Below are 13,180 nucleotides of genomic sequence, written 5' to 3'. Positions count from 1 at the left end.
TGGTAATTGAGATTTTATGACTGAGCAGATCGCCACATTAGGTCAACTTCTGGATGCAGCAGGCACCACTTGGCGTGCCTTCGATATTGGCAGACACATCACTAAATTAGACAAAAAACAATTTCTTGCCATTGAAGAAACAAAAATCCCTTACCCTTACCCGCTTGCTGGTCATGCTTGGCTTGCTATTCAATTTTGGGATGTAAAAGCGTCTAAAGAACCTTATGTATGGTTTTTAAAATTCCCCCTAGATGAGCAAAGCCGTCTTGTAAGCGCAAGCCGCGATCATTTCGCAAATATGGTAATTGAAGCACTTGGTACAGAAATTACCGGTGAAAATGCCGAAGGCAAATTAGACAACAATCCGTATGTATTTACGCCAAACGCCAACAAATTAGCGGCATTTAATGCACAGGTTAAATGTTTGCTTAAACAAAGTGCTTCACAGTATTACGAATATGCGCAGCTGTATTTTTCAGGCAAACTAGGATTTGATAATTGGCAAAGTGTTGCAGTACAAGGTATTGCAGACTTTGCAATGCGTTTAGATAACGACAACAATTTAGCAAATCTACAAGCCGCTTGGGGGCAATTACCAGTCGAAGTATTACAGCCGCTAAGTGCAATGCTTGAACATGTTGCAATCGAACCCGTGTTTGCAGAGCAATTGTTAGCCTATGGTTTAAACGCCATAGAAAATAAAGACGACATCGCCCTTGTTGCAGCTCTTAGAAGCCTATCAAAAACACCAGCACAAGGTTTAACTGCGCAACTTGTTGATGCTGTATTACGCTCTGATATGAATACCCAGTCAGATGTACTATTAACGATTGCAGGGCGCTGTTTTAGCACACTTGAAGACCCAGAACGCTTACACATGTTTATGGATTGCTGTGCACACCACACTGAAATTGAACAACTGTTTGTGAGTATTTTCACCGATTTAGTTGCAATTCCTAGTATTCGCCCTCACCTACTAGGTTTATTAAGAAAAGAAAATCGTAGCGAAACACTCGCTCGAGCAATTGGAAGGTTATTTTCGTAAATGGCAGGCTTGTGGACACTCATCATCATTGGCAGCATCATCTACTTTTTTTGGTTAAACAGAAAAGTGGCCGAAGCAGCTAATCTTCATGCACAAAGACAAATTGAGCAATTAAATGTGCAATTGATGAGTGTTGCTTGCAATAAGCGCCGACTTGGCATTTTAAAAAGCGGTAAACCAGGTATAAAAAGCGAATTTATTTTTGAGTTTTCAAGTGATGGACAAAACGTGTACCAAGGCGTTTTGATTATGGAAAATGAATTACTTAAAAGCGTAGTAATACCGCCACATAAGATTTAAGTTGCGAGTTGCGAGTTGCGAGTTGCGAGTTGCGAGTTGCGAGTTGCGAGTTGCGAGTTGCGAGTTTTACAAAATAATTGCCTGTTTGAGAAGTGCAACCTCCAGAAAGAACTAAGGCGTAGCTAATAGCCACGCCCCAATCTTGCTACTTCCATGATTAAGTATCCTTACTTATGCCGAAGCTGCCTTTTTATCTTTCCCCTGAACGGGTATACATCCGATACACCCACCATGCTACTTCATGTAACATTTAACACATCCTAGTGCCGTCCTCTTGCCGTCAATGGCTATCCACTTCGTTTTCCAAACGCTCCTTTAGCTTCCTGCTAAAATCATCCTTTGGTCAGTCCTTTTCAATCGCTCCGCGATTGTACTGCATCCTGGCAGTGTCCTCGTTCTTCCTTGCTTCCCTAGCTCTTGTCCCTTTGCTTCCTGCTAAGCATCTTGCTTTGTTGCCATAATCCTAATCCTTGGCATCAGTTCAATCGTTGAACCTGCGTCTTCTTGACATGATTAAGTTTAGAGAAATGCGGATATCTTGGTAGGCATAAAAAGTAATTTTTTCTAAGTCACAAAAATGACAAAAAAAATAAATCCTTTAAAATCATTACAATAAGCAATTATGGGTACAAATTTAAAGGCATTAAACTGATAAAACGCACAGCAATGTGAGATTTATCTCACATTGCTATTTCCAAAACGTCCTTTTGTCAATTTGCTGCTTTGAACATCAAGTCACCTTCAACTTGGTTAAAGCTCAAGGCCTTGAACACTTCAAACCCTTCAGAGCTAAAGAATTCACGCTGTTCAGAGCGAGTAACAAATACGGCTAAAGCACTTGCTTGATTGCTTGACTCAACTAAATCATCAAGCCCTCGTAGCAGATATCTGCCTAAACCTTGCCCCTGAAAATGTGGGTCAACGGCTATAAAGGCTAAAAACAGATAATGACCTTTACTCGAAAGCGCTTCGCGAATAGTGCGCTCTTTTTCTATAAGCTGATTGGTTTGCAAGTAACCCGCACTAAGCATCAGTTTTAAGCGCCAATGCCAGTATCGTTCAGCTTGCAGTTCACTTGCCGAATCGAATACACAGGCAATGGCCTTTAATCTGCTTTGTGAGTAAAGACCTATTAGAGGCTGCTTTTCTTGCCAGAAACTTGCTAGCTCTTCACGTACTAAAGCACGTAATTTAGTTTCATATTTACTTGGGTTATCTTGTTGAAAACCTAATACATTCTGAAGAACGGGATCATCATGATAGGCTTGATAAATAAGGCTTGCGGCAGTGCTAATATCTTCAGCACTCAGGTATTGCACACTTAAGGTTTCGGGTTCAGCAACTGTCAAAATACTCATCCTTTTATTTGTTTTATTATTTTCGTACTAGACTATAAGGTATATACCTAACAGCGATTAAAGACAAATTCAGCGTAAGTTAAACTGCGGTTCATCATCATTAAGTTCAAGCAGTAATAATTATCGCCATACACAAGGAGCAGAACTATGGATACGACAAAACATGATATTTCGACCCTATTTGCACAACTTGGTTTACCGAGCAAAGAAAGTGAAATAGATGCTTTTATAGCATCCCATCAACTGTCTGATACAACCCTATTGCAGGAAGCGCCTTTTTGGGATGAAGCTCAGCAACACTTTTTAGCAGAATCACTTGCAGAAGATGGTGCTTGGAGCGAGGTGATTGATGAATTAGACGCAAGGTTACGCCAGTAACGCCTGCGACCAAATTTACGAAGCTTAAATAACATTCTTTTAGCTCGTAAATTAGGAAAGTAATTTCACTCCACATCTATTATTGCTACCATACGCGCGCACTGCAGCCCATATACTGCGGTGCTTTTTAGTCTTTATAAAAGAGTTTATACAAAAATGAATGCCGTTGTATTTGATGCAATTAAAACCCTTCTTGATGAAGGTAAAACCCCGACAGTTGCCTTAACTAAAAGTAAGCTAGCCCAACCAATGCCGATGCCTGTGATCATCGCTGCGGTTAGCCAATATAAAAACAATCCGGATTCAATTAATAATTTCATCAATAACCCGTCAAATGAACAACTGAGTACACCAAAAGAAAGTCAATTGGATCGTATTGAAGCTAAATTAGATAGGTTATTAGCACTGCTTGAGAAAAAATAATGTTTGTTGTCGATCTGACTTTTGATTGCTACCAAGATACTACCCTAGAGCTTGCTGAACAGGCGATAAACCGCCTAGTGAATGCGCTTCGTTTTAACGGCCAAATTATTGGTGATGAATTTCCAACGGTTTTAAAAGATGGATTTTTCATTACTCGTGTAATGTGCCCAACCGAAGATGCGATGCATCCGCTCAACCATAGCCCGTTTGTAAAACATAGCATTGAGCAATTAAACACTGCAGGCTTACTGGCACCAAAAGTTAAAGTGGTCGGCCAAGACATTCACTCAAATGGCGCAGACATGTGTCATGATCCGTCGTGCTATATTTTGTATACCACGTACGTGCACACCTGTAGCCCGCTTTATTGTGGTGATGACTTTTTGCCTGTGCCGTTATTTCGCATTCCAGCAATTGCCAATGGCGATTACAAAACACTCATTAAATGGCAAGAAGACTGGCAAGCGTGCGATCAAATTCAGATCAATGGTGCAACCCGTTGTGAATTTCCTGCGCTTGAAGAGCTAACTAGCATCAAGAGTGACTTATACCGCCGTGGTCGTGATATCACGAAACGTATTAGTTTTCTAACCAAGAAGCCGGTTTATTATTATTTATACCGTGTAGGCGGCGTTGACAAAGAGTCAGAGCTTAAACGTCGCTGCCCAAGCTGCGATGGCGAGTGGAAATTACCAGAGCCATGGTTTGGCTTATTTGATTTTCGTTGTGAGCCCTGTGGCATTGTTTCGAATATCTCGTGGGACTTTCAATAGCTTAATTAAGGCAATAAATTAAAAAGCAATAACCAAATACACGAAAGGGGCAACCGCCCCTTTTTACTTATTGAATTTAAACCGTTACTTTGTCTAAAAACTCACTGATGCTATTCGCTAGCACATGATGTGGTTTTTTACCCACATACTCTAAGCAAACCTCACCGCTTTGGACTAATACAGTGATCAGCAGATCATCTTGCTCTGTAAGACCAATAAATACGGTTTCTGGCTGCTTTAGCTTGCGCTTCATTAACACGTGACCGGTAATATTTTGCTGTAAGCGGCTAAAATCATCTTCATTCCATGCTTGTAGCAGTTCAATGTGATGATCATCAATACTCAATAACAAATTACCCGCATAGACATGACCAAACAATGGGCTTAAATCTTCAGGAAACGATAACTCTAGTGCCTTGGCTAAGTCTTCTAAACTGCCAGCAGGTTGTTGTGGAACTGCACACCACTGAATAAGCCCCTGCTCATCTACTTCGCCCTGCTCACATGGACTTGGCCATGCTGTATCATGTTCAATAACAGGAAGCTTTCCTGTGCGTTCGAGGCATTTTTCACTAAATGCTTGATGTAACTTATCTAGTTTTGTAGAAACAGACATACTGCGAAACTCATTGGCTTTAGGTATAATGCCGCCATTGTAACTACAAAAGTGTAAAGATGACAGATTACAGCAACTCACCCGAACTGAAAAACAGTGTTCTTGGTAAAAGCACAGAGTATGTAGATACCTACACACCCAGTTTACTGTTTCCTATTGCCCGTAAATTAAACCGTGATGCACTAGGTGTTAGCGAAGATAACTTACCGTTTAAAGGCCAAGATATTTGGACTGGCTATGAATTATCGTGGCTAAATAGCAAGGGTAAGCCAATGGTCGCTGTGGCAACGTTTGTATTTCCTTGTCAGAGCAGCCATATCATTGAGTCTAAGTCATTCAAACTGTACCTAAATAGCTTTAATCAAACACGTTTTGAGACGCTAGATGGCGTACATCAAGCGCTTAGCAAAGACTTGTCAGATGCAGTTAATGCACCGGTGGTCGTTACTTTATACCAAGCAGATGATTTCAATTGTTTGCCATTTTCAGCGTTACCGGGCGAATGTATTGATGATCTGGATATCGAAATCACCAGCTATGATATTGATGCAAGCTCACTTCGCCATAATGGTGATGAGATTGTCTCAGAAACCCTACACAGTCACTTACTAAAATCGAACTGTTTGATCACCTCACAGCCTGATTGGGCGAGTGTGATTATTCGTTATAAAGGCCAAGCGATTTGCCATGAAGCCTTATTAAAATATTTAATTTCATTTCGAACTCACAACGAATTTCATGAGCAATGTGTAGAGCGTATTTACTGCGATTTAATGCAGCAGTTAAACCTTGAAGAGTTAGAAGTGTATGCCCGTTATACACGCCGTGGTGGTTTAGATATCAACCCTTATCGCTCAACGAATCAAGATGAAACACCCTTCAAGGTAAAAATTAATCGCCAATAACTTTGGTGACAATAAAAAACCGAGTTGTGAACTCGGTTTTTTATTGTCTGAAGATTAGTTACAGATAATTACTCGTCTTTAAAAATACCCACATACGTTGGTGATGTATTTGATTTACTCGCACGGTACATACCTGCGGTGTTAAACGGCAAGCTGATGTTACCTTTAGCATCAATAATGATCACACCGCCTGTGCCACCTATAGGCATTAATACATCGTGGATCACTTCGTTCCCCGCTTCCACAATAGTTTTACCTTGGTATTTTACGCGAGCACAAATATCAGCTGCCACATTGTAGCGAATAAAGTACTCGCCATGCCCTGTCGCAGATACTGCACATGATTCGTTTTCAGCAAAGGTCCCCGCACCAATCACTGGTGAATCGCCCACACGGCCAAAACGTTTTGCTGTCATGCCACCTGTAGAGGTACCTGCGGCGATATTACCGTTTTTATCAAGTGCAACTGCACCGACAGTGCCCATTTTGTAATTAACTGGCAGGGCTTTGTGTGCAGCTTGGTAGTCTTTGCTAGTTACTTTTTGTTTATCGAGCTTTTCTTTTGCTTTTAATAACGCTTTATAACGGTGTTCAGTATCAAATAGGTTGTTTTCAACCAGCGGCATACCTTGAGTTTTTGCAAACTCTTCAGCACCTTGGCCGCTGAGCATAACATGCACTGATTTTTCCATCACCAAGCGCGCCAAGTTAATTGGGTTTTCAATGTGTTTAACCCCAGCAACAGCTCCTGCTTGGCGTGTACGACCATCCATAATCGATGCGTCAAGCTCATGTGCACCGTCATAAGTATATACAGCACCGCGACCAGCGTTGAAATACGGCGAGTTTTCCAGCACATTAATTGCCGCAGTGATAGCATCTAGGCTCTCACCACCCTTTTCAAGCACGGCATAGCCTGTTTCAACGGCTTCTTTTAGTTTTGCACGGTAAGCTTTTTCTTGCTCTGGCGTGAAGCGGCTCTTTTCAATCGTTCCTGCACCACCATGAATGGCGATAGCAAAAGGTTGATCACTACTGTGGCTTAAAGTACTAAATGATAATGCGCTAAGCGCAATGGCTGAGGTGAGTAATGTTTTTAACATAGGGGCACTTATATTTATTTTAGTTTGTAAGCCCAATGTGAATAATTCGACGCTGGTTTTCAAGCTTTAACCGACGAAAGAAACAAAAAAAGCGCCTAATGGCGCTTTTTTCTAGCAGTTTAAAATTAAGCTTGAGCTGCTTTTAAACGTGCTAAACGTGCTACTTGGTGAGTAGACGTTAAGAAAGAGTAGATAGGTGCTAAGTAGCCACGCTTACGAAGGTCTAAGAACTCTTCATCACTTAGTGAGTTAAGTTTTTTCTCATCAACAAGGTAGATACCGTTGATGTCTTTTTTCTCACCTTTGATTTCTACAGTTAGCGTTTGAGCTACTAGTAGTTCTTTGTCTGCAAGGTACTTAGTGAATGCTTCAGTGACCTGAGAGAACTCGATGAAAGAAACAAGTGCTTCTTTACGACGCTTAAGGTATTCAGTTTCTTCACCGTTTTCGAAAAGTGCATTACCTGTTTCTTCGCTTACAAGTGGGCTTGCTTCGTCGATTACGATACCAAATTGGTCAGCTTCTGGGTGCTTAACAAGACCTAGTGGGTAACGAGTCATAGACATAGGTGCAAATGCAGCAGTCCATTTGTCGTCTTGAATGAAAAGGTTCTCGCCTGGCTCTAGACCAAATAAAGCAACTGCTAGGAATTGACCTGATTCGTTGTTTTTAACAAATGCCATTGGGAATTCATTTGCGATGCGTGCAAATTCGTGTGCAACCACAGGTACTAAGTGCTGAGTTTTCATGAACTCAATGTTGATGCCATTTTGAATTTTAGTGTTGGCATGTTTTTCGTTATGTAAAGGCTGTACTTGTTGCTCCGCCATGATACTGCTCCATTAATTTTATAATATGTTTTTGCTGTTAGTGCCCAAAGCCTATAGGTTTTGGCAACAAAAAGGAAGTGAAAATTTTGTGGCAGTTTGTACATTATAAATTAACAAATTTACCTACATTACCAATCATCCCCAAATGATGAAAAAACAAGCTATAAGCAAGTAAATATTATCACGCATAAGCCACTATTTTTGTTAGTATATTCAACAATTATGGGGAGACTGAGGCAAACAATGGAAGGCTATCAATTAAATAAAGACTATAAAGTAAGCAGCGTTTTCATTGCTGAAATTAATGAGACTGTCATTATTGTTGATGACTTTTTACACACCCTCGAGCCTATTTATCAATTTGCCACAGATACGGCCTATTTCCAGCCTTTTGGCAGCGATGGCACACTCTACCCCGGTAAGCGAGATGAAATGCCTGCGCCTTACTACCGAGCTTTTGAGCAGCTACTTAACGAGCTTTTAGAGCAAGGGATCATTACAAGCGGTGAAAATAATTTATATCTTCACCGCTGTAAGCTTTCATTAGTTACTCAAAATGCGAATGAATTAAATACCTTGCAGCGTATGCCACATATTGATTCAACGGATGATAAAACATTTGCAGCAGTGCATTATTTATCTCCTAAAGAATGGGGCGGCACAGGCATATACAAATACCTGCCTGAGAATATTATTAAAGTGACAGCTGATAACCAAAATAGCGTGCATAACATGATTGCTGATACAGAAAAATACAGCGCAACTCATCAAGGCTATTTAAATGAAACAACAGCGCTTTTTGAAAAAGTGGTGGATATTGAAGCGAAGATTAATAGGCTCGTAATTTATAAGAGCAACCTATTGCATAGCGCAGCTCTTTTTAATCACAAAGAGTACAGCAATGATATAAGCAACAGCCGTTTATCTATCTCTTCATTTTTTAGAATTAGCTAAGCTGACTAATACTTTTTTAGCCAGCTCAGTTAATCAAATTAGTACTTCTGTAAGCCAAATTTCTTTATTTTATCTAATAGTTCTCTGTGCTTAGGTAGCTCGCTTAATAACTGCTTGACGCGTTGCTGTTTAAATTCAGCAACTTGTTGATTGTCGCTCTGCTTAGATTGCTGTTTGGCAGGTACATAATTCATACCAAACAATACATATAAGTAGTTTTCTAAGTCGAATAAATCAAACTTACTGGCAAAGTCTTCGCGTACTGGTGTAAAGCGATGCCAGCGTGCTAGGTTATTTTTTAGTTTGTCTGATAACTGGTCGGCTTTTTTGTTATCACGCCAAAAGGCTGAATCAGTTCTATCCGAAATACAGTAATGCATTTTTATAAAATCGAACGTTTGTTGCCATACATAATTCACCTGCTGATTATAATCATCAGCAACTAACTTAATGTCATCTCGGGTACGCGGAAAACGCTTTGCTAATAACCCCGCAGAAAAGTCTGCAATTAAGATGGCAGTTGCTTCAAGTGGCTCAACAAATCCTTGCGACAACCCTATAGCGACACAGTTTTTGTGCCACATTTTTTCTCTATGCCCTACTTTCATTGGGATCTTTCTTGGCGTTAAGTGCTCAAATTTATTACCTAAATAATGATGCAATTTAGCGTGTGCTTGCTCATCGCTCATATACTTAGATGAATAAACAAACCCCACTCCTCTTCGCTCTGTGAGCGCAATATCCCAGATCCAACCGGCTTGGTGTGCCGTAGCAATAGTGTAAGGCGGTATTTCATCATCGCTTTGTGTCGGTACTTGCAATGTGATTGCAGTATCAGTTAATAAACTATCTGACTTATCAACAAAGCCCACCCCTAGTTTTTGCCCAATAAAGGCAGCCGAAAAGCCTGAGCAATCAATAATAAAGTCAAACTCTAAGGCGTTACCTTCTGAGTCGATTAGGTGTGTAATAAAACCTTGCTCATCACAGCTGATATCTTTAATTTCTGCAAACAGGTGTTTTACAGCAAAATGTTGCGTGGCATGGCTTCCTAAGAATGCAGCAAACTTTTTAGCATCAAAATGATAGGCATAGCCATTGATACCTGCATATTGAGGTGTCGCAATTGTTTTCGGTGCTAGGTTATTTTCACAACACGCATGTTGCTTAGAAACAAACTCGGCGTAATCATTACCGTTACCCTCAGCAAGCCACTGCTGCGTTAACTCCTCACCGAATATATGTGGGTGATCAAATAAATGATGGTAAAAGTTAGCACCATGTTTGTGTTTATCTAGCCAATTTACAAACTTGATTGACTGCTTAAAAGTAACATCACATTCATTGATAAAGTCACTTTCACTGATACCAAACTTTTGTAAAGAGTTGCGCATCGAAGGAACAGTACCTTCACCGACACCTATGCTGGCAATATTAGGAGACTCGATTAACGTGATCTCAATGCCACTTTGCAAAAGCGCATGACCCAAATGGTTAGCGGCTAACCATCCTGCTGTTCCGCCACCAACAATTGCGATTTTTTTTATCATTTTTACTCGCCCACTTTTTACTCACAAAAAAGCCCAGTGCGAGCTGGGCTTTCTTAATTTCGTTATCTAAATCAAATTAGAAACGTAGTGATACACCTAGCTTGTAGCGTGCTTCACCTTCAAAGCTCCATGCTGGGTAGCCGTTACGAAGCTCAGGAACGACTTCTGCATCAGAAGGAGCAACACCGATTTGTACGCTGTCTTCTTCAGTTAAGTTAACAGCTTCAAACGTTACGTCAATGTTGTCAGTTACGCTGTAGTTAGCACTGAAATCAAGTGTACCGTATGATTGGTGCTCACGGTTACCATAGAAACCAGGTAGCTCACGGATCATGTACTCTGAACGCCAGTTATAAGCTAAACGTGCTGAGTAAGTATCTGTTTCATAGTAACCCACTAAGTTCACAGTATGCTTAGACGAATCTGAGAATAATGGGATCATATCTGGGTAGTTTTCAGCTTCTGATGGTGCATCTACGAATGTGTAGTTTGCTGAGTAACCAAAGCCACTGTCAAAGCCATCTTGAATTTGTAGCTCGATACCTTCGATTTGGCCACCACTTGCATTAAGCTTAGTAGATAGCGTCCAGTTATCACCTTGAGTATCTGGGTCTACAACACCGATTTGTTGATTCAAGATTTGGCTTGAAGTAACAAATGATGTGATGTCTTTGAAGAAGTAAGTTGCACTTACCATACCGTCACCATCAAAGTACCACTCGATACCTAAATCAGCTTGAGTTGCTTTGAATGGGTTAAGGCCTACGTTACCTTTAGTTAGTACTTCGTTATTTGCTGTACCATCAGCGTAACCTGCAAAAGATGATGCAGAGAACATATCTGTGTAGTTAGGACGTGCAATAACTTGTGCCGCAGAGGTACGTAAAATTACATCTTCAGCTAAATCGAATGCGATATTGATGCTAGGTAATACGTCGTTGTAGCTCGCTTTATCTGTGCTTAGTGAACTTTCGTACTCACCATTTGCAAAACCGTAGTAATCTGATTCTGCATCTGTAGAGATATAACGTAAACCGAAGTTACCGCGGATAGATTCTGCAGAGAACTCAGCCATTGCGTAAACTGCGAAGTTTTCTTCTTCGATTGTACCGTAACCTGAGCGGTATACAGCTGAATCATTATCGAAGCTTGCAATTGCAGCACGTGCATCAGCTACCATTTTGTCAAAATCTGGCTCAGGTAAAGTGAAACCTGCACCTGATGACATTGTACCTGAGTAGTAAGTCTCACCATCACCACTTGGTAATGTATCAACTAAAGTAGTTGAGTAAGTCTCTTGTTTTACTTCATGGTCAGCCCAACGGAAACCTGTTTTGATTGCTGTGATAGCACCAAAATCAACAGGGAATGAAAGGTCTAACTGTGCGTAAGTTTCTTCATCTGTGTTAGGTTGCTTTTTAAGTGCCCAACCAGCTGGAGATAATGGACCTGCAAAATCTGATGCTTCAAAGTATTTGTTATTGATATCAATTTTGATTACATCACCAGTAGCATCATAAGTACCAGCGTAATCAGATGGAACACCGATGAAGTTACCGTAGTTTGCAGTTAGGTCTGTACCACCTTCTGATTCAGTTGTACCGAAACGACCTTTTAATGTGAAATAGTCACCCTCGTATTTAAGGCTGAAATCAGCTGTGTCAGATGACATGCTTGCGATACGCGCCCAAGTTTGAGTCCAACCTGGATTTACACCTTCACCAGTACGACGGTAGAAAGTACATGTACCTGATGCATTTGTTTGCTCACAAGCTGCTTCTTTGTCGTCAGGGAACATTACGAAGTTTGAGGTATTTGCATTGTTTGCATCTAACTCAAGGCTCATGATGTTTAAACCTAGCTCTAGGTTTTCTGTAGGACGATACTGGAAAGTTGCATTTAATGCTGTACGTTCACGCTCTTGTTGGAACGTAGTAGGAACAATATCACCCCAACCGATCAGTGATTCGATACCGTTACGTTGGTAGTTTGTTTCAGCCCAAGATACTGAACCTAATAAACCGAATGTTTCTTCGTCATTTTTCCAGCTAAATAAGCCAGAAACTTGAGGGTCTGTTTCTTCAGAGATTGTGCCGTAGTCGGCTTTTGCACTTAAGAAAGTTGTACCAGCGTCAAGATCAAGTGGCTTACGAGTGTTAACAATAACAGTACCACCAACACCACCTTCTACAACGTCAGCTTGAGAAGATTTATAAACTTGGATTTCACCAACTAATTCAGGTGGTAAAAGCGTGTAGTTGAAGCTACGGTCGATTGATTGTTGGTCATACCAACCTGTTGATGCAACAGTTTGACCGTTTAAAAGTGTGCGTGTTAATTGGCTTGAAGCACCACGAATAGACACTTGCTGACCTTGACCGAATTGACGGTTAACAGCAACACCTGAAATACGACCAAGTGCTTCACCTACATCACCATCAGGAAACTTACCGATGTCTTCTGCAGAAACAGCATCGACAACGCTGTCAGCAAAGCGCTTAGTATTCATTGAAGCTTCAAGTGAACGGCGAATACCGCGAACTTCAATTACTTCAACATCTTCTTGAACTTTAGTTTCATCTGCTGCGTATGCAGCGCCAGTGAACCCAGCACTCATTACGAGGCCGATATTAACTGCTAATAAGCTTTTCTTAAAATTTTTAGCTAACACAGGATTCCCCTTGAATCATTTTGTTGGTTTTTTATATCACTTCTGCCCAGTGATGATGACAACGCTGTCATCTAGTAACAAACCATACACTCTAAATTACATTTGTGCTACATCTTTTTGGTTAATTTGTGCAAAAAATTTACAACGAAATAATCAAGCTATTGATATAACTAATATTTAATATTGAGTTTTTAAGAATTGTTACAAATTAACGGCGCAAATATAGCATGAGTGATATTGCAGATGAAAAGACCAAAAGGATGAGTTTTTGAAA

General features: G+C 40.6%; 13 protein-coding genes. 7 read left to right on the top strand and 6 right to left on the bottom strand.

What is annotated here, in order from left to right; genetic code table 11:
- The first annotated feature begins 16 nt into the window (after positions 1 to 16).
- Positions 17 to 1,045, top strand: a complete 1,029-nt coding sequence (locus HUS61_RS10545) for a DUF3549 family protein (RefSeq protein ID WP_175082785.1) — start codon at positions 17 to 19, stop codon at positions 1,043 to 1,045.
- The gene (locus HUS61_RS10540) at positions 1,046 to 1,345 is read left to right on the top strand and encodes a DUF3301 domain-containing protein (protein WP_054553721.1); all 300 of its coding nucleotides are present in this window, start codon (positions 1,046 to 1,048) and stop codon (positions 1,343 to 1,345) included.
- A gap of 710 nt (positions 1,346 to 2,055) precedes the next feature.
- Here HUS61_RS10540 and HUS61_RS10535 read toward each other — a convergent pair.
- Positions 2,056 to 2,703: a GNAT family N-acetyltransferase gene (locus tag HUS61_RS10535; protein ID WP_175082786.1), complete on the bottom strand. Its 648-nt coding sequence runs from the start codon at positions 2,701 to 2,703 to the stop codon at positions 2,056 to 2,058.
- 147 nt (positions 2,704 to 2,850) lie between these two features.
- On the opposite strand from HUS61_RS10535, the gene HUS61_RS10530 reads away from it, so the two are divergent.
- The 3 genes from HUS61_RS10530 (at position 2,851) to HUS61_RS10520 (ending at position 4,277) form a co-directional block, all read left to right on the top strand.
- Positions 2,851 to 3,081: a DUF2789 domain-containing protein gene (locus HUS61_RS10530; RefSeq protein ID WP_036969581.1), complete on the top strand. Its 231-nt coding sequence runs from the start codon at positions 2,851 to 2,853 to the stop codon at positions 3,079 to 3,081.
- Positions 3,082 to 3,237: 156 nt separating this feature from the next.
- Positions 3,238 to 3,504 (top strand): hypothetical protein, encoded by a 267-nt coding sequence (locus tag HUS61_RS10525; protein WP_055021916.1) that lies wholly within the window; start codon positions 3,238 to 3,240, stop codon positions 3,502 to 3,504.
- Positions 3,504 to 4,277: a Zn-ribbon-containing protein gene (locus HUS61_RS10520; RefSeq protein ID WP_054553724.1), complete on the top strand. Its 774-nt coding sequence runs from the start codon at positions 3,504 to 3,506 to the stop codon at positions 4,275 to 4,277. The genes HUS61_RS10525 and HUS61_RS10520 overlap by 1 nt, the downstream gene beginning before the upstream one ends.
- 76 nt (positions 4,278 to 4,353) lie before the next feature.
- Here the strand turns inward: HUS61_RS10520 and syd are convergent, their stop codons facing one another.
- Positions 4,354 to 4,893 carry a SecY-interacting protein gene (gene syd, locus HUS61_RS10515; RefSeq protein WP_175082787.1) on the bottom strand — a complete coding sequence of 180 codons (540 nt, stop codon included), beginning with the start codon at positions 4,891 to 4,893 and terminating at the stop codon, positions 4,354 to 4,356.
- 59 nt (positions 4,894 to 4,952) lie between these two features.
- Here syd and queF point away from each other — a divergent pair, with 59 nt between their 5' ends.
- Positions 4,953 to 5,798 carry an NADPH-dependent 7-cyano-7-deazaguanine reductase QueF gene (queF, locus tag HUS61_RS10510; protein WP_055021917.1) on the top strand — a complete coding sequence of 282 codons (846 nt, stop codon included), beginning with the start codon at positions 4,953 to 4,955 and terminating at the stop codon, positions 5,796 to 5,798.
- 68 nt (positions 5,799 to 5,866) lie between these two features.
- Here queF and HUS61_RS10505 read toward each other — a convergent pair whose 3' ends face one another.
- Together HUS61_RS10505 and HUS61_RS10500 are read right to left on the bottom strand one after the other, a co-directional pair.
- The gene (locus HUS61_RS10505; RefSeq protein WP_054563615.1) at positions 5,867 to 6,901 is read right to left on the bottom strand and encodes an isoaspartyl peptidase/L-asparaginase family protein; all 1,035 of its coding nucleotides are present in this window, start codon (positions 6,899 to 6,901) and stop codon (positions 5,867 to 5,869) included.
- A 125-nt stretch (positions 6,902 to 7,026) separates the two neighbouring features.
- Positions 7,027 to 7,731 carry a SapC family protein gene (locus HUS61_RS10500; RefSeq protein WP_175082788.1) on the bottom strand — a complete coding sequence of 235 codons (705 nt, stop codon included), beginning with the start codon at positions 7,729 to 7,731 and terminating at the stop codon, positions 7,027 to 7,029.
- Between the two features lie 243 nt (positions 7,732 to 7,974).
- Here HUS61_RS10500 and HUS61_RS10495 point away from each other — a divergent pair, with 243 nt between their 5' ends.
- A complete protein-coding gene (locus HUS61_RS10495) occupies positions 7,975 to 8,685 on the top strand; it encodes a DUF6445 family protein (RefSeq protein WP_175082789.1) in 711 nt (236 codons plus the stop codon).
- Positions 8,686 to 8,723: 38 nt separating this feature from the next.
- Here HUS61_RS10495 and HUS61_RS10490 read toward each other — a convergent pair whose 3' ends face one another.
- Together HUS61_RS10490 and HUS61_RS10485 are read right to left on the bottom strand one after the other, a co-directional pair.
- The gene (locus HUS61_RS10490; protein ID WP_175082790.1) at positions 8,724 to 10,235 is read right to left on the bottom strand and encodes a tryptophan halogenase family protein; all 1,512 of its coding nucleotides are present in this window, start codon (positions 10,233 to 10,235) and stop codon (positions 8,724 to 8,726) included.
- A 76-nt stretch (positions 10,236 to 10,311) separates the two neighbouring features.
- Positions 10,312 to 12,852, bottom strand: coding sequence for a TonB-dependent receptor (locus HUS61_RS10485; RefSeq protein ID WP_175082841.1), 2,541 nt, complete (start codon positions 12,850 to 12,852; stop codon positions 10,312 to 10,314).
- Positions 12,853 to 13,180: the final 328 nt, after the last annotated feature.

The sequence above is a fragment of the Pseudoalteromonas sp. 0802 genome (assembly GCF_013350085.1).
Lineage (GTDB): Bacteria > Pseudomonadota > Gammaproteobacteria > Enterobacterales > Alteromonadaceae > Pseudoalteromonas.
Note: the sequence above shows the minus strand (reverse complement) of the source record. Positions and strands in the feature narration are given on the sequence as shown.